This window comes from Gordonia sp. IITR100 (assembly GCF_002009645.1).
GTDB lineage: Bacteria > Actinomycetota > Actinomycetes > Mycobacteriales > Mycobacteriaceae > Gordonia > Gordonia hongkongensis.
Map to the genome: position 1 here is coordinate 179,816 of NZ_MVKV01000002.1, position 15,020 is coordinate 194,835.

Annotated in this window: 15 protein-coding genes and 1 pseudogene; 9 read left to right on the forward strand and 7 right to left on the reverse strand. The window is 67.4% G+C overall.

The window, feature by feature from the left end:
* Positions 1-31: 31 nt before the first annotated feature.
* Together B1818_RS04650 and B1818_RS04655 are read left to right on the forward strand one after the other, a co-directional pair.
* On the forward strand, positions 32-835 hold the full coding sequence (locus B1818_RS04650; RefSeq protein WP_078112065.1) for a purine-nucleoside phosphorylase: 804 nt from the start codon (positions 32-34) through the stop codon (positions 833-835).
* A gap of 41 nt (positions 836-876) precedes the next feature.
* Positions 877-1,542 (forward strand): hypothetical protein, encoded by a 666-nt coding sequence (locus tag B1818_RS04655; protein WP_078112066.1) that lies wholly within the window; start codon positions 877-879, stop codon positions 1,540-1,542.
* Positions 1,543-1,891: 349 nt separating this feature from the next.
* Here the strand turns inward: B1818_RS04655 and B1818_RS04660 are convergent, their stop codons facing one another.
* From B1818_RS04660 to upp, 3 genes and pseudogenes are all read right to left on the reverse strand, one after another.
* Positions 1,892-3,151 (reverse strand): HNH endonuclease signature motif containing protein, encoded by a 1,260-nt coding sequence (locus tag B1818_RS04660; RefSeq protein WP_078112067.1) that lies wholly within the window; start codon positions 3,149-3,151, stop codon positions 1,892-1,894.
* A 112-nt stretch (positions 3,152-3,263) separates the two neighbouring features.
* Positions 3,264-4,163 (reverse strand): annotated as a pseudogene (locus B1818_RS04665) (IS481 family transposase).
* 64 nt (positions 4,164-4,227) lie between these two features.
* Complete coding sequence (upp, locus tag B1818_RS04670) at positions 4,228-4,857, reverse strand: uracil phosphoribosyltransferase (RefSeq protein ID WP_058250653.1); 630 nt, start codon at positions 4,855-4,857, stop codon at positions 4,228-4,230.
* 119 nt (positions 4,858-4,976) lie between these two features.
* Here upp and B1818_RS04675 point away from each other — a divergent pair, with 119 nt between their 5' ends.
* The 3 genes from B1818_RS04675 to B1818_RS04685 all read left to right on the forward strand — a co-directional run bounded on the left by B1818_RS04675 (position 4,977) and on the right by B1818_RS04685 (position 7,709).
* Positions 4,977-5,351: a type VII secretion target gene (locus B1818_RS04675; protein WP_058250872.1), complete on the forward strand. Its 375-nt coding sequence runs from the start codon at positions 4,977-4,979 to the stop codon at positions 5,349-5,351.
* Positions 5,348-6,307, forward strand: a complete 960-nt coding sequence (locus B1818_RS04680; protein ID WP_058250654.1) for a C40 family peptidase — start codon at positions 5,348-5,350, stop codon at positions 6,305-6,307. The genes B1818_RS04675 and B1818_RS04680 overlap by 4 nt, the downstream gene beginning before the upstream one ends.
* Before the next feature lie 124 nt (positions 6,308-6,431).
* The gene (locus B1818_RS04685; protein ID WP_058250655.1) at positions 6,432-7,709 is read left to right on the forward strand and encodes a hypothetical protein; all 1,278 of its coding nucleotides are present in this window, start codon (positions 6,432-6,434) and stop codon (positions 7,707-7,709) included.
* A gap of 44 nt (positions 7,710-7,753) precedes the next feature.
* Here B1818_RS04685 and B1818_RS04690 read toward each other — a convergent pair whose 3' ends face one another.
* The 3 genes from B1818_RS04690 to B1818_RS04700 are packed head-to-tail and all read right to left on the reverse strand — an operon-like array spanning position 7,754 to position 10,619.
* Entirely contained in the window at positions 7,754-8,884 is a 1,131-nt protein-coding gene (locus B1818_RS04690) for an adenosine deaminase (RefSeq protein WP_058250656.1), read from the reverse strand.
* A complete protein-coding gene (locus tag B1818_RS04695) occupies positions 8,881-10,218 on the reverse strand; it encodes a thymidine phosphorylase (RefSeq protein WP_058250657.1) in 1,338 nt (445 codons plus the stop codon). The genes B1818_RS04690 and B1818_RS04695 overlap by 4 nt, the downstream gene beginning before the upstream one ends.
* Positions 10,215-10,619, reverse strand: a complete 405-nt coding sequence (locus B1818_RS04700) for a cytidine deaminase (protein ID WP_058250658.1) — start codon at positions 10,617-10,619, stop codon at positions 10,215-10,217. Before B1818_RS04700 ends, B1818_RS04695 begins: the two co-directional genes overlap by 4 nt.
* Positions 10,620-10,843: 224 nt before the next feature.
* On the opposite strand from B1818_RS04700, the gene sdhC reads away from it, so the two are divergent.
* From sdhC to B1818_RS04720, 4 genes are read left to right on the forward strand one after another with little or no spacing between them, the layout of a single operon-like run.
* Complete coding sequence (gene sdhC, locus B1818_RS04705) at positions 10,844-11,248, forward strand: succinate dehydrogenase, cytochrome b556 subunit (protein ID WP_058250873.1); 405 nt, start codon at positions 10,844-10,846, stop codon at positions 11,246-11,248.
* A 12-nt stretch (positions 11,249-11,260) separates the two neighbouring features.
* Entirely contained in the window at positions 11,261-11,716 is a 456-nt protein-coding gene (locus B1818_RS04710) for a succinate dehydrogenase hydrophobic membrane anchor subunit (RefSeq protein ID WP_058250659.1), read from the forward strand.
* A 14-nt stretch (positions 11,717-11,730) separates the two neighbouring features.
* Positions 11,731-13,485 carry a succinate dehydrogenase flavoprotein subunit gene (gene sdhA, locus B1818_RS04715; protein WP_078112068.1) on the forward strand — a complete coding sequence of 585 codons (1,755 nt, stop codon included), beginning with the start codon at positions 11,731-11,733 and terminating at the stop codon, positions 13,483-13,485.
* A complete protein-coding gene (locus tag B1818_RS04720) occupies positions 13,485-14,273 on the forward strand; it encodes a succinate dehydrogenase iron-sulfur subunit (RefSeq protein WP_058250661.1) in 789 nt (262 codons plus the stop codon). The genes sdhA and B1818_RS04720 overlap by 1 nt, the downstream gene beginning before the upstream one ends.
* Positions 14,274-14,315: 42 nt before the next feature.
* On the opposite strand, the gene B1818_RS04725 is transcribed toward B1818_RS04720, so the two are convergent.
* The gene (locus tag B1818_RS04725) at positions 14,316-14,894 is read right to left on the reverse strand and encodes a TetR/AcrR family transcriptional regulator (protein ID WP_078112069.1); all 579 of its coding nucleotides are present in this window, start codon (positions 14,892-14,894) and stop codon (positions 14,316-14,318) included.
* Between the last annotated feature and the right edge of the window lie 126 nt (positions 14,895-15,020).

The following is a 15,020-nucleotide window of genomic DNA, read 5'->3' on the forward strand; positions in this document are numbered from 1 at the left end:
TGTGGGCCTGGGAACGGTTTAGGGTTGGCGCATGGAGCCCACCGCCGACCCCGATGCCGCGGCCATCGTCGCCGCGGCCACGATCGCTGCCGAGACCGACGCCGCTACACACGATGTGGCCGTCATCCTCGGGTCGGGATGGTCACCTGCCGCCGACGCCTTCGGGCGGCCCATCCGCTCGTTGCCGATGGCGTCGATCCCGGGATTCGTCCCGCCCAAGGCCGCCGGCCACGGCGGCGTGGTCCACTCCGTCCGGATCGGTGATCGACGAGTCCTGTTGATGCTGGGACGTATTCACGCCTACGAGGGCCACGACCTCGCTCGCGTGGTCCACCCGGTCCGCACCGCAGCCGCGGCCGGTGTCCACACCGTCGTGCTCACCAACGCGGCGGGCGGTCTGCGCGAGGACATGTCGGTCGGGCAACCCGTGCTCATCTCGGATCATCTGAATCTCACGGCCCGCTCCCCGTTGGTCGGGGCCCAGTTCGTCGACCTGGTCGATGCGTATTCACCGCGGCTGCGACAGATCGCGCGCGGCATCGACCCGGGCCTCGCCGATGGGGTCTACGCCGGGCTCCCCGGCCCGCACTACGAGACCCCCGCCGAGATCCGGATGTTGCGGACGATGGGTGCGGACCTGGTCGGGATGTCGACCGTGCACGAGACCATCGCGGCGCGCGCCGCCGGACTCGACGTGCTCGGCATCTCCCTTGTCACCAACCTCGCGGCCGGCATGACCGGCGAACACCTGAGCCACGCAGAGGTCCTGGAGGTCGGCCGCGCGTCGGCAACCCGGATGGGCGAGCTGTTGGCCCGGATCATCGGCGAACTGTAGGACCGAACGGAACCGGCGGCCGGCCGAACCGAAGGAGCGAGATGACCTATCCACCGAGCGGTCCAGGCGGCTATCCCCAGTATGGCTATCCGTCGGGCGGTTACCCGCAGGGCCCGGTGCCACCTGGCCCGCCTCGGTCCCCGTGGTCGTCGCCGGCGGTGCTGGTGGCGATCGGCGCGGGCGTGCTGCTGGTGGTGGTGGGCGTCCTCGCGGCGCTGCTCCTGATCCCCGCGGACGACGAGTCCGCGGACCGCGACAGCGCGGACGGCGGACAACCGTCGGCGTCGACCTTCACGAGTACCGTCACCCGCCCCGCGGAGACGACGACCCCCACCACCGCGACCACCACCACGACGCCGCCGCCCCCGGTCCGGCCGACCCCCACCGTCGCCGGCGCGGACTGGCAGGGATTCACCAGCGGCCCCCGCTGCAACGCCGCCGACGACCCCGCCGTGGCCGTCGGACAGACCGCCCGGTCGCGCGTGGTGATCTGCCAGGTGGGCACCCAGACGGGCCGCTTGTACTACAAGGGCGCCGCACCCGAGGGCGGGATCGAACTCCAGTTCCCGACCCGCACCGGCGACACCTTCGAGGCGCGCAACGGTTCGGTGCGTTACCTCGTCTCGCCGACAAGTCTCACCATCGTCGACGGCGGCGCCGTGCTCACCGAGGAGCCGATGCTCGCGTACTGGTCGCTGCCCGGCTGAGACCCGCCGCACCTCGCTGACCGCGGTTCGGCGCAGCCCGGTCACCGTAATTCGAAGCGTGCGTGACGGGACGACCGTTGCCACGCCGACGTTGCCGCCCCCGCTTGGACGTGCCGCCAGTTCGCCTGGGGCACAGACGACCACCGTCCCCGGCAGTTTGGAACACCCGGCAGCACTGGCCCAGGTCCGGGCCCTCATTCGGCGCTCGGCAGTCGCCTTCCACCCACGACGACGAGACGTTCCGGTCTCGTACGGGCGGTTGCCGCTGGGGTGACACTGTTGAGTTGTCAAGGGACAGGTTCGGTCCCGGGTGTGGCCCGGGTGCGGAAGGTGCTGCGCGAAGGTGTGGTCAGGCGGCGTCGTCGAGTCGCATGGTGCGTCGGTTGTAGGCGGGTAGTGGCCGGCGGTGCGGGTCGATCGACGCGGGTGGGATGAGCCACGGGTGCCGGTCGTAACCAATGACGATGTCCCAGCCGTGGTGGTGGACCTGGGTGTGGCAGCGTTGGCAGAGCAGGCAGCCGTTGTCGAGGTCGGTGGGTCCGCCGTCGGCCCATGACCGGATGTGGTGGACTTGGGTATGTGAGGGTGGTGCACCGCATTTGATGCAGCAGGCGTCGCGCACGATGATTGCTTTGCGGAGGTGTGCCGGATACAACCGGCGGGTGTGACCCATCTGCAGCGGTACGCCCTCACGGTCGAGGATTATCTCGGTCAGGGACCCGTCGCACGACACCTTTTTGGCGGTCGCTTGGCTGACCGTCCCGGTCCACGGCAGCGTTGCCAGCTCTCCGGTCGCGGGGATCGTCAGCATCAGTTGCGTGCGCGGGGAACCAACGGTATCGATGGTCGCGCCGATCGCGGCTTGGTCGAGGATCAACTCGAAAGCGTCGGCGCGGCGTTGCTCGGCGGTGCGACGATCCTCGGCTCCGTCGGGTTCGGGTTTTGGGCAGGAGCGTTCGTCGATCATGGCCAGGAACTTCTCGCCGACCACCTGGGTGAGATCGGCACGGACCTCGACGCGGCCGTCGTCGGCGGTATGTGCGTTGACCGAGTTCAGCGATGGGTCGTCGGCCGCCGGTGCACCGGTGTCAGAGTCGTCGCAGAGTGTGTTGCCGATGGCTCGAGCGTGCTTGAGTACTTCAGTCGGTGTCGCGCCCGACAGCGCCTGGGCGACGAGCTCGCTCTCATGCCGGGTGCGATCGTCGTCGGAAAGCCCTTCGTGACAACGTTTCTCGATCTCGTTCACCCCGCGCACGATGGCGTCGACGATCTCGCCAGCCAGTCTCCCGTCGGCCGCGTGACGCGCCACCACGGGCAGCGTCGGCAGGGCGTTGACACTTCGCACGGTGCGAAGAGCAGCGGCAGGTGCGTGGCCGCTTTCGATCAGCAACTTCTTGGTGGTACTGCCGGCTTTCTGCGCGACGCCGAGTTCGTCGAGTTGCGCTGCGTGGGTGACGATCTGATGATCAGCAAGGTTGCGGATCAGGCGCCATGTGTCGAGGGCGTCGAATGTTGCTCTGCCGGTGGGGTCGTCGGCGGGTGGGGTGGTCTCGATGAGTTGATCGAGGAGAGTGGCTAGCTCTGACATGACTCCAAGGTACAGGAACATCCATTCGATTACGAGAAAACTCCACAAGCCCGGAAATTACGAAACCAATGACTGTGCAGCGCTTTTCGTCCACTGTGCGTTGCAGTGCGTGGATCGATGACAGTGGTGAACTTCAGTCACACCCGTTTCGGAATTCGTTCTTCCAACGGTGTTCGTGCCGCGGACTCGCTGTAGCCCCGGTGAAGTTGTGGACGCGTAGGCGTTCGGGCGAATCCGCCGATAACGGTGTGGATTCGGTGGTTTTCGTAGTCGTGCAGCCAGTCGTCGTAGGTCGCCGCTCGGGCGGCCTCAGTGGTGTGGACCTCGCGTAGGCCCTTTCCGAGGCGAGCAACCGGTGGAAGCGTTCAACTCTGTTGTGGTCTGTGGTCGGTACAGACGGGTCTCTGGTGCGCGATCTCATGGCCGAGGGCATGCGCGGAAAGCCCTGGGCGGCAACTGCCGCCGTAGTCGGTCAACAACTCTTGTCCGTGATGCCGTGCGCGTGGAAGAAGGGCGTGCCCGGCCCCAGAATTGCGTATCGGTCTCTGTGCGTTCGTCGGTGAGGATCTCGGAGTACGCAGCCGAGTGTGGTCGTCGACGATATGGAGGCCTCCGGGAGCGCCGTGATCTAAGCGGCGCGGTGGGGTTCGGCGTACCGGCAGCGCGGTGGCCTGGGCGAGGTGTCGCAACAGTGGCATCCCATATCGGCGCAGCACCGCCTCGACGGTCGATCTCGCAGCAGTAGATGCGTGGCAATAGGAGCTGCGTCCCGGCGGGGAGATAGGCATAGCTTGATGATTCGACGTTCACGTCGCACCGGGGTTCGTTGGGTGACAGGTGGGGCGGCTGGAGTGAGCTGTCATGCCGGCTTCGCCGTGAACACGGTAGCCGTCGGCCCGTTTCTCGGCCGTCGCTCGAGCATTCAAACCGTTCGGCGGCCCACCGCAGCGGCCGTCCGTGATCGGTGATCGACGAAGCATCCTGCCAGTACCAGACGGCAGCGTTCGGCGAAAAGAACATCAGGGCGGGTCATGAGGGCCCTTGAATGACGACGTGTGGCTTGTCTCAGCGACGTGCCGCGCGAGGTTCAGCCATCCTCACGAATACCTCGGACCGAACTGCCGGTCGCCCGCGTCACCGAGACCGGGCACGATGTAGTTGACCTCGTTAAGCCCGTCGTCCACGGCAGCCACGACGAGCCGGCACGGGTGACCGGAATTCTCCAGCGCCGCAACCCCTTCAGGTGCGGCGACGACACACACGGCGGTGATGTCGGTGGCATTGCGGGCGACCAGCAACTCGATGGTGTGGAGCATGGAGCCGCCGGTGGCGAGCATGGGGTCGAGGACGAACACCGGCCGTCCCGACAGGTCCTCCGGCAGCGACTCCAGGTACGGCACGGGTTGTGCGGTCTCCTCGTCGCGGGCGAGGCCCACGAAACCGACATGCGCCTCGGGCACCATCGCGTGCGCCTGCTCGACCATCCCGAGGCCGGCCCGCAGGACCGGGACCAGGAGAGGCGGGGATGCCAGCCTCGATCCCGTGTGCGCGGTCATCGGCGTGTTGATCGCGACGTCGGCGCGCGGCGCACCGGCAAGCGCCTCGTAGATCAGCATCTGGGTGAGGTCGGACAGCGCAGCCCGGAATCCGGCGTTGTCGGTGGTCTCGTCGCGCATCGTGGTCAGACGCGCGGCTGCGAGGGGATGGTCGACGATCAGGGACTCCATGCCGACACCCTATTTCCTCCCCGGCGCTCGCGTGCCGCTTGGGCGAGCTCCACCACGCCGGTCTCGGTCGCCGCGAGAATCCGATGGAACCCAACAGGGCCGCGCCGCGTCAGAAACCCATGAGCCCGTCCTCCCCTCACCCCCATCCCGCACCCACCCGGCCAGGCCCGGACCCCGCTGGCCGACTGGTCGCCGATTCGTCTGCGCTGCACGAGTTCTCCGGCACCCACCGCACCAATGCCCGGATGCTCGAGGGCGGGACCGGCAGCGACGACGCCGCCGTGGTCGAACTCGCCATCACCTTCGGCCTTATCGGCATCGAGTTCCTCACCGCCGTCGTCGAGTTCCTCGACCTGTACCGTCGCACCATCGAGGCCGCCACGGCGCGCGAGGAACGCCTCGGACTCACGACGAGCTCGGCCGCAACGTCGTACGCCGACTGCGACTGCGCCGCCGCCGACCGGATCGCGACGGCCGGTGAGCTGACGCTGTGATCCCCGTCGAACTCCTCATCGAGCCACTGCGGCAACTGATCGCCGCGCTGGGGACCGGCATCCTGGCACCGGGCAACCCCGCCGAACGGGTCCGGACCGTAGCGGGCACCGTCGAGTCGGTGCGCCAGCGGTCGACGTCGGCCGCCGAGTCCGTCCGCACGCGGTGGGACGGAGCCGGGGCCGCCGGAGCCGCAGCCGCGACCGCGGCGAACCAGCGCCGACTCACCGAACTCACCGAATGCGCCGCCGAGTTCGGCCGGCTCGTCGAGAGCGCCGGCCGTACCGTCCACATGGCGTCGACCGCGCTGAACGGCCTCGTGGACTCCCTGGAACGGCATGTCCGAGGCCTCAACGGCGGATTGGCCACTCCGGCAGTCCTTCTCGCCGTACTGCCGATCGCCGTCGAGCATCTGAGCCGCGGCGTGGAGATCATCGGCCGTGCTCGCGCCGAGCTCGGCTCCGACACCGAGGCGATGGCCGCCCTGGCCCGCCGCACGGCGCCGGCCGAGATGGTCGGAGTCGCAGGCGGCGACGCCGCCAGACTGTCGCCCGTCCCCACGCCCGGCGGCGTCCCCATCACGCTGCCCGACGGCTCGGTCGCCCACGCTCCGAACGAACGCGCGGCGACCGCGGTGCGGGCCGCGCTGAGTCAACGCGGGGTGCCCTATGTCTGGGGCGGGACGACGCCCGACGGATTCGACTGCAGCGGCTTCACACAGTGGGCCTACCGGCAGGCCGGGCTCGAACTCCCCCGCCTCGCCCAGGAGCAGGACACCGCCGGGTATCAGGTGTCCCAGGCGCAGCTGCAGCCCGGAGACCTCGCGGTGTGGTCCGGCCACGTGGCGATGTACATCGGCAATGGTCAAATGATCGAAGCCGGTGACCCCGTAGGCGTCTCGCCGGTGCGAACCTCGAACCTCGACCAGGCATTCGAAGGATTCTTCCGTCCACGATGAGAGCCGCGCCGATGGTCGCACCCGCGGGCGAGTCAGGAGTTCATCGAAAAGTCGTCGGCACACCACCGACCGTCTGTGGGGGCACTACTGGATCCGCCGCCGACAATCGCTAGGCTGTGTCCCCATGGCCGGAGACATCGTCCCGATTGAGCTCGGACTCACCGACGGAAACAGCTTCACCCTGTGGGCACCCCGCTGGCGTGAGGGCGATGACGAATGGGAGGCCTTCCTCGGACTGGACGAGGACCTGTACGTCCTGCCCTCTGTCGCCGAGCTCGCCGCGTTCATCCGCACCAACGAGGACAACGATCTCGTCGAGCATCCGGCGTGGTCGACCGTGGTCGGCCTGCAGGCCGATGAACTGGTCCCCGACGAGCGCCACAGCTACGACCTCGTCGGCGTACCCGAGCTCGCCGCGGAGGACCCCACCGCCGAGGTCATCGCCGAACTCGAAGACGCACTCGAGATCGTGCGCATCCTCGGTGAGGTCTGCGAACTGACACCGGTCACCAAGTTCTTCAACGGCAACCCGATCCTGGGCGCCGTCACCACCGGCACACGCAACTTCGACGGCCGCGAGGGCACCGACCTCTGGGTGCGCATCGGCCGGCTCATCGCCAAGCACTGGGATGACGTGCTCGATGCCATCGACGGTGTCATCAGCACACCGAAGGTGGACGCCAAGGCCGTCGAGACCGCCGAGGCCGAACTCGAGGCCGCCGCGTCCGCCGAGGACGAGGACGAGCCGACCGACGATGACATCGAGATCGTCGGTGCCCCCGACTCCGAGTCCTCGGACGCCGCCGACGACGATGACCTCGAAGAGGACGACGAGGACGACTACGACGACGACGATTTCTGGGCGTCGGTCGGCATCGACCCGATCAAGATCGTCACCAGCGCGAACGAGTACCTGACACTGCGGTGCTATCTCGGAGACGACCCGGTGTTCCTCGGCACCAAGGGCAAGATCTTCGTGTTCACCTCGGCGCGCTCGCTCTCGCGGTTCCTCGCCGACGACAACACGCATGACCTCGCCGACCTGTCCACGTTCGACGAGGTCCGCACCGAGGCGACCAACGGATCACTCGAGTTCGACGTCATCGACGACAACGTCTACGTCCTGCCGGGTCTTGCCGACGACATCGCCGACGGCCCCCGCCGAATGGATCGCGACCAGCTCGACCTCGCCGTCGAACTCTTCACCGACGCAGCCGACTACGCCGGTGACAGCACGGTCTCCGAGGCCCTCGGCACCACCACCCCGCTGGGATGGTTCGTCGACTACACCGTCAACCCCGACCCCAAGCGCATGGCGCCCAGCGGTCCGTTCGACAACGAGGCCGAGGCGTGGCGCGCGCTCGAGCACGACTTCGAGGCCCGGCTCACCAAGAAGGGCTGACGGGCGCAGTCCTCTCCGCCCATAACCGGCCGCGACGGTGCTGCTCAGCCGAGCAGCACCGCGTAGCCGGGCTTGATCACGTCGTCGATGAACGCCAGCCGCTCGTCGAAGTGGATGAACGCCGACTTCATCGCGTTCACCGTGAACCGTTCGAAATCCGCCCAGCCGTAGCCGAACCGATCGGCGAGCAGGCCGAATTCCTTGCTCATGGTGGTGTCGGACATCAATCGGTTGTCGGTGTTCACCGTCACCCGGAACCGTAGGCGCGCCAACACGTTGAACGGATGCTCGGCGAGTGAACCGACCGCCCCGGTCTGCACATTCGAACTCGGGCACAGCTCCAGCGGAATCCGCTTGTCCCGCACGATGTTCGCCACCTGACCCAGCCGCGCACCCGCGAACGAGTGCGCCGCGAGATCGACCCCCTCCGGGAGTTCGATGTCGTCGAAGACGCGGACGCCGTGACCCAACCGGTCCGTCCCGCAGAAGCCGATGGCCTCGTGGATCGACGGCAGCCCGAATGCCTCGCCGGCGTGGATGGTGAAGGGCGCACAGTTGGCCCGCATGTATTCGAAGGCGTCGAGATGGCGGGTCGGCGGATGCCCCGCCTCGGCGCCGGCGATGTCGAAACCGACGACACCCCGGTCCCGGTAGCGGACCGCGAGTTCGGCGATCTCGCGTGACCGGGCGGCGTGGCGCATCGCGGTGACCAGGCACCGCACGGTGATCGTCCGGCCCCGCTCGGCCGCGACCGCCTCGCCCTCGGCGAAGCCCCGCAGCACCGCTTCGACGACCTCGTCGAGGGTCAGCCCGCCTTCGAGATGCTGTTCGGGCGCATAACGCACCTCGGCGTACACGACCCCGTCGGCGGCGAGGTCCTCCACGCACTCGCGCGCGACGCGTTCCAACCCGCCGACGGTCTGCATCACCGCGACCGTATGCGAGAAGGTCTCGAGGTAGCGCTCGAGCGAGCCGCTGTCGGCCGCACGTCGGAACCACTGCCCGAGCGAGTCGGCGTCGTCGATCGGCCTGCCGTTCTCGTCCGCCGGGAGGCCGTCGTACCCCACCTCGTGGGCCAACTCGAGGACCGTCGCGGGCCGGAGTCCGCCGTCGAGGTGGTCGTGGAGGAGCACCTTCGGGGCGAGGGAGATGTTCGCCGGGGTCAGCGTCGTCATGATGGAAACCTAACGCGGTCGATGATCAGTGGACGGGTGAGCGCGCCGCCCGCGTGTTCGGCGGAGTCGGGCCCCACCGTCGTCGCCCCGGCCAGGCAGGAGCGGGCGCCGGGGATCCGGTCCTCATCCTGCGTGTGGAGGGTGAACAACGGTTGACCGGCTAGGACACGATCACCGGGCTTCGCATGGATGGTCACTCCCGCCTCTGCCGCGACCGCCTCCCCCGGCTTCGATCGGCCGCCGCCGAGGCGCCACGCGGCGTCGCCGACCGCGCGCGCGTCCATCTCGGTGACGATGCCGTCGCCCGACGCGGTCACGGTGTCGTGGTGGCGCGCCGTCGGTAGGGGCGCATCGGGGTCGCCACCTTGCGCCGCGATCATCGCCCGCCACGTGTCCATCGCCCGGCCGTCGGCGAGATGGGTTGCGGGGTCGGCGTCGACGAGCCCGGCGGCGTCGAGCATCTCCCGGGCGAGGGCCAGGGTCAGTTCGACGACGTCGGCGGGTCCGCCGCCGGCGAGTACCTCCACCGACTCGGCCACCTCAACGGCGTTGCCGATCGCGAGTCCGAGCGGTGTACCCATGTCGGTGATGACCGCACGGGTGTCGACACCGGCGTCGTGACCGAGTTCGACCATGGTCGACGCCAGTTCGCGCGCGTCGTCCTCGTCGGGCAGGAAGGCACCCGACCCGGTCTTGACGTCAAGGACCAGCGCACCGGTGCCCTCGGCGATCTTCTTGCTCATGATCGACGACGCCAGCAGCGGAATGGACTCGACCGTGCCCGTGACATCGCGCAGGGCGTAGAGCTTGCGATCGGCGGGTGCCAGGTCGGCGCCTGCGGCACAGATGACCGCGCCGACCCGCTCGAGCTGGTCGAGCATGTCGGACGTGCTCACCTCGGCCCGCCACCCCGGGATGGACTCCAGCTTGTCGAGCGTCCCACCGGTGTGACCGAGCCCCCGACCGGACAGCTGCGGCACCGCGACACCGAACGACGCGACGAGCGGCGTGAGCGGGAGGGTGATCTTGTCCCCGACGCCGCCGGTGGAGTGTTTGTCCACGGTGGCCAGCGGCCGCCCGTCCCGCTGCAGACCGGACAGGTCCATCCGGCGCCCGCTGTCGATCATCGCGTGCGTCCAGGACGCGATCTCACGGCGATTCATCCCGCGCAGATATATGGCCATCAGCAATGCCGACATCTGTTCCGCCGCCACCTCGCCGCGGGTGTAGCCGTCGACCATCCACGCGATCTGTGCGTCGGCGAGTTCGTGTCCGCCCCGCTTGGTGGCGATCACCGACACCGCGTGGATGATCTCCCGGGCGTCGACCGTCATGAACGGACCGCCTCGAGATCGTCGGGTCCGAAGGCATCGGGAAGCAGCTCGGCGAGCATCCGGGGACCACCGGGGTGGTCGACGAGGAGCTCGCGCCCGCCGTGTTCGAGCAGGACCTGTCGGCACCGTCCGCACGGCATCAGAACCGCCCCGCGGGCGTCGCAGACGCTGACCGCCCGCAGCGCTCCGCCTCCGTCGTTCACCAGGGCCGCGACCAGTGCGACCTCGGCGCAGATACCCAGGCCATATGAGACATTTTCCACATTGCAACCGGCGACGACACCGCCCTCGGCTGTGATCCCGGCGGCGCCCACCGGGTACCGGGAGTAGGGTGCGTAAGCACGACCGATCATCGATCTGGCCTTGTCCCGCAACACATCCCAATCGATTTCTGTAACCACGTGGATCTCCTGTCGCCCGGCGTCATCGGCCGTTCATCCGGATTTCATCACCGCAAAGCTTGGGTAAGGCAAACCTAAGCCGTAATGTCTTGTCGCCCAGATCGGTTCGGGCAATTTACCACCGGAATGTGCATGGGTTTAGAGTCTCTTCGTATGGGTCCATGGTCGAGTCGGAGCATGCCGATTCGACGCGTCCATCGACGATGTTGGAGGCCACTTTCCCGATGAGCACCTCGACCGAAGTCGCACCCGACCCGGTGCGCAGACGATCTCTTTATCGCGGCGATCCCGGCATGTGGTCGTGGGTCCTGCACCGCATCACCGGCGTCACGATCTTCTTCTTCCTCTTCGTACACGTGCTCGACACCGCGGTCATCCGAGTCGACCCCAATCAGTACGACGAGATCATCGAGACCTACAAGACGCCGATCATCGGTCTCATGGAGATCGCCCTGGTCGCGTGCGTCCTGTTCCACGCCTTCAACGGTGTGCGCCTGATCCTCGTGGACTTCTGGTCCAAGGGACCCAAGTACCAGCGACAGATGCTGTGGGTGGCCATGACCCTGTTCGTCATCGTCTTCGGTGCCGGCACGGTCCGCCTGCTGCAGATCATGTTCAGCCACCTGTAGGAGACACCAGAGATGACCACCTCGGAAGCCACCGGTGTCGCCAAGACCCTCGGTACTCAGCACGACCGTCCCGCGAGCCTGGACAACCCGCGCTCGCCCCGCAAGCCCAAGGGCGGCAACTTCGAGAAGAACGCATGGCTGTTCATGCGGTTCTCCGGGCTGCTGCTCGTCGTCCTGACGATCGGACACATGTTCATCATGCTGGCCTGGGACGGCGGCGTGCACCGCATCGACTCCTCGTTCGTCGCCGCGCGCTGGAGCTCACCCTTCTGGCAGATCTGGGACCTCACCATGCTGTGGCTGGCCCAGCTGCACGGCGGCAACGGTGTGCGCACCGTCATCGCCGACTACTCCCGCAAGGACTCGACCCGTTTCTGGCTGAACGTGCTGCTCGCCGTGTCGATGATCCTCGTCCTCACGATGGGCACCTACGCCCTCCTGACCTTCGACGTCAACAGCGTCGGCTAGAGGAGACCCACAACATGCAGGAACATCGCTACGACGTCGTCATCGTGGGCGCCGGCGGCGCAGGCATGCGCGCGGCGATCGAAGCCGCCCCTCGTGCTCGCACCGCGGTGCTGACCAAGCTGTACCCGACCCGCAGCCACACCGGCGCGGCCCAGGGCGGCATGTGTGCGGCACTCGCCAACGTCGAGGAAGACAACTGGGAGTGGCACACCTTCGACACCGTCAAGGGTGGTGACTACCTCGCCGATCAGGACGCCGTCGAGATCATGGCCAAGGAGGCCATCGACGCGGTGCTCGATCTCGAGAAGATGGGCCTGCCCTTCAACCGGACGCCCGAGGGCAAGATCGATCAGCGACGCTTCGGCGGCCACACCCGCGATCACGGCAAGTCCCCGGTCCGGCGGGCCTGCTACGCCGCCGACCGCACCGGCCACATGATCCTGCAGACGCTCTACCAGAACTGCGTCAAGCACGACGTCGAGTTCTTCAACGAGTTCTACGCCCTCGACATCTGCCTCACGGAGAACGAGAAGGGCGAGCAGGTCGCGACCGGTGTCGTCGCCTACGAGCTCGCGACCGGCGAGATCCACGTCTTCCACGCCAAGTCGATCGTGTTCGCCACCGGCGGCTCGGGCCGTATGTACAAGACGACCTCGAATGCGCACACGCTGACCGGCGACGGCATGGGCATCATCTTCCGCAAGGGCCTGCCCCTCGAGGACATGGAGTTCCACCAGTTCCATCCGACGGGTCTCGCGGGGCTCGGCATCCTCATCTCGGAGGCGGTCCGCGGTGAGGGCGGCATCCTGCGCAACGCCGACGGCGAGCGTTTCATGGAGCGCTACGCCCCCACCATCAAGGACCTCGCGCCGCGCGACATCGTGGCGCGGTCGATGGTGCTCGAAGTGCTCGAAGGTCGCGGTGCCGGCCCGAACAAGGACTACGTCTACATCGACGTGACCCATCTCGGCGAGGACGTCCTCAACGAGAAGCTCCCCGACATCACCGAGTTCGCCCGTACCTACCTCGGCGTCGACCCGGTCACCGAGTACGTGCCGGTGTTCCCCACCTGTCACTACGTCATGGGCGGCATCCCGACCAACATCAACGGTCAGGTGCTGCGCAACAACGACGAGGTCGTCCACGGCCTGTACGCCGCCGGCGAGTGTGCGTGCGTGTCGGTCCACGGAGCCAACCGGCTGGGCACCAACTCGCTGCTCGACATCAACGTCTTCGGACGACGCGCGGGAATCGCGGCCGCGGACTACGCGAACTCGGCCGAGTTCGCCGAGCTCCCCGAGACGCCCACCGCGATGGTCGACTCGTGGCTCGAGCTGCTGCTCAGCGACCACGGACACGAGCGCGTCGCCGACATCCGTACCGAGCTGCAGGCCTCGATGGACGCGAACGCCTCGGTGTTCCGCACCGAGGAGACCCTCAAGCAGGCCCTGACCGACATCCACCGGTTCAAGGAGCGCTACGCCCACATCCGAGTCCATGACAAGGGCAAGCGCTTCAACAGCGATCTCCTCGAGGCCATCGAACTCGGCTTCCTGCTGGAGATGGCGGAGGTGACGGTGGCCGGAGCCCTGAACCGCAAGGAGTCGCGCGGCGGTCACGCACGCGAGGACTACCCGGATCGTGACGACGTCAACTACAAGCGGCACACCATGGCCTACAAAAAGGGCACGGACCTCCTTTCAGACATCGAGTTGGAGTACAAGCCGGTCGTGGAAACCCGCTACGAGCCGATGGAGCGTAAGTACTGATGACATCTGTTCTGGACAAGCCCGCACCGTCTTCCGACGATCCGCCGTTGCCTCCGGTGCCCGACGAGGCCACCATGGTGACGCTCAAGATCTTCCGCTTCAACCCGGAGAATCCCGACGCCCAGGGCTTCGAGAGCTTCCGCGTCCCGGCGCTGCCGACCGACCGCCTGCTCAACCTGCTCCTGTACGTGAAGGGCTACCTGGACGGGACGCTCACGTTCCGTCGTAGTTGCGCCCACGGCGTGTGCGGGTCGGACGCGATGCGGATCAACGGCGTCAACCGTCTCGCCTGCAAGCTGCTGATGAAGGACATGCTCCCGAAGGACAAGTCCAAGGAGATCACGATCACCATCGAGCCGATCCGCGGCTTGCCGGTGGAGAAGGATCTCGTGGTCGACATGGAACCGTTCTTCGACGCGTTCCGCGCGATCAAGCCGTTCCTGATCACCTCGGGCAACGAGCCGACCCGCGAACGCATCCAGAGCCAGGCCGACCGCGCCCGGTTCGACGACACCACCAAGTGCATCCTGTGCGCCTGCTGTACGACGAGCTGCCCGGTCTTCTGGACCGAGGGTTCGTACTTCGGTCCCGCCGCGATCGTCAACGCGCACCGGTTCATCTTCGACAGCCGCGACGAGGGGGCCGTCGAGCGACTCGACATCCTCAACGACGTCGACGGTGTGTGGCGTTGCCGCACCACGTTCAACTGCACCGACGCGTGCCCGCGTGGCATTCAGGTCACCCAGGCGATCTCGGAGGTCAAGCGCGCACTCATGTTCTCGCGCTAGCCGATTCGAACTTTCTCTGCAGCCCGGCAACGGCCCGCACCCTCAGGGGTGCGGGCCGTCGTCGTCGGTAACGGGGTCCCGACGGAAGATGCCGGCGACGATCGATTCCGCGCTCCGCGCCTCCTCGTCGGGTTCGGCGGGCCAGAGCAGCAGGGCGAGAACGGAACGGATGAGGAACCGTGCATCCGCGCGATCATCGGGATCGACGCCGACCAGATCGGCGGCGACCGCGTGCACCGCGGGAGACGACAGGACGGTGGGCGTCGCGTCGATGAGGTTGTCGGGCCGGAGGAACTGCCGGATGACCCGATCGCCACGTAGTGCGCGCAGGGTCTCGATGATCGCCGTCCGGGCTCGATCGGGCCCGGTGAGATCCGCGACGGTCGCACGGATGGCGGCGAGCACCGGTGCCGACGTGGTGGCCAGCACGGACTCGATCAGCGCGGCCCGACCGCCGGCATGGCGGTAGATCGTCGCCCTCGAACAGTGCGCCCGACGACCGAGCTCGTCGAGGTCGAACCCGTCGAGGCCACGGCGTGCGATGAGGGCCGCCGCGTGCGCGATCAGACGCTCGCGTGCAGCATCGTGCCGATCTGCGTCGACCAGCCAGTCCCGGGCCATCGCTCCCCCGTTCTCATGGTGAGACGAACCATCCTGTCGATGAAGGACGTTCCAGCTGTTCACGAGGCTAGCCTGAGACACCGGATGGTGCCGTGACTTCTCACCGATCTCGACTTCGGGGATATG

Bases quoted from the DNA above. Each gene is read 5' to 3' on its own strand.
- B1818_RS04720 (WP_058250661.1), top strand. From the start codon at position 13,485: ATGACATCTGTTCTGGACAAGCCCGCACCGTCTTCCGACGATCCGCCG.
- B1818_RS04650 (WP_078112065.1), top strand. From the start codon at position 32: ATGGAGCCCACCGCCGACCCCGATGCCGCGGCCATCGTCGCCGCGGCC.
- B1818_RS04675 (WP_058250872.1), top strand. From the start codon at position 4,977: ATGAGCCCGTCCTCCCCTCACCCCCATCCCGCACCCACCCGGCCAGGC.
- upp (WP_058250653.1), bottom strand. From the start codon at position 4,857: ATGGAGTCCCTGATCGTCGACCATCCCCTCGCAGCCGCGCGTCTGACC.
- sdhC (WP_058250873.1), top strand. From the start codon at position 10,844: ATGAGCACCTCGACCGAAGTCGCACCCGACCCGGTGCGCAGACGATCT.
- B1818_RS04660 (WP_078112067.1), bottom strand. From the start codon at position 3,151: ATGTTCCTGTACCTTGGAGTCATGTCAGAGCTAGCCACTCTCCTCGAT.
- B1818_RS04695 (WP_058250657.1), bottom strand. From the start codon at position 10,218: ATGACGGTCGACGCCCGGGAGATCATCCACGCGGTGTCGGTGATCGCC.
- sdhA (WP_078112068.1), top strand. From the start codon at position 11,731: ATGCAGGAACATCGCTACGACGTCGTCATCGTGGGCGCCGGCGGCGCA.
- B1818_RS04655 (WP_078112066.1), top strand. From the start codon at position 877: ATGACCTATCCACCGAGCGGTCCAGGCGGCTATCCCCAGTATGGCTAT.
- B1818_RS04685 (WP_058250655.1), top strand. From the start codon at position 6,432: ATGGCCGGAGACATCGTCCCGATTGAGCTCGGACTCACCGACGGAAAC.
- B1818_RS04690 (WP_058250656.1), bottom strand. From the start codon at position 8,884: ATGACGACGCTGACCCCGGCGAACATCTCCCTCGCCCCGAAGGTGCTC.
- B1818_RS04725 (WP_078112069.1), bottom strand. From the start codon at position 14,894: ATGGCCCGGGACTGGCTGGTCGACGCAGATCGGCACGATGCTGCACGC.
- B1818_RS04710 (WP_058250659.1), top strand. From the start codon at position 11,261: ATGACCACCTCGGAAGCCACCGGTGTCGCCAAGACCCTCGGTACTCAG.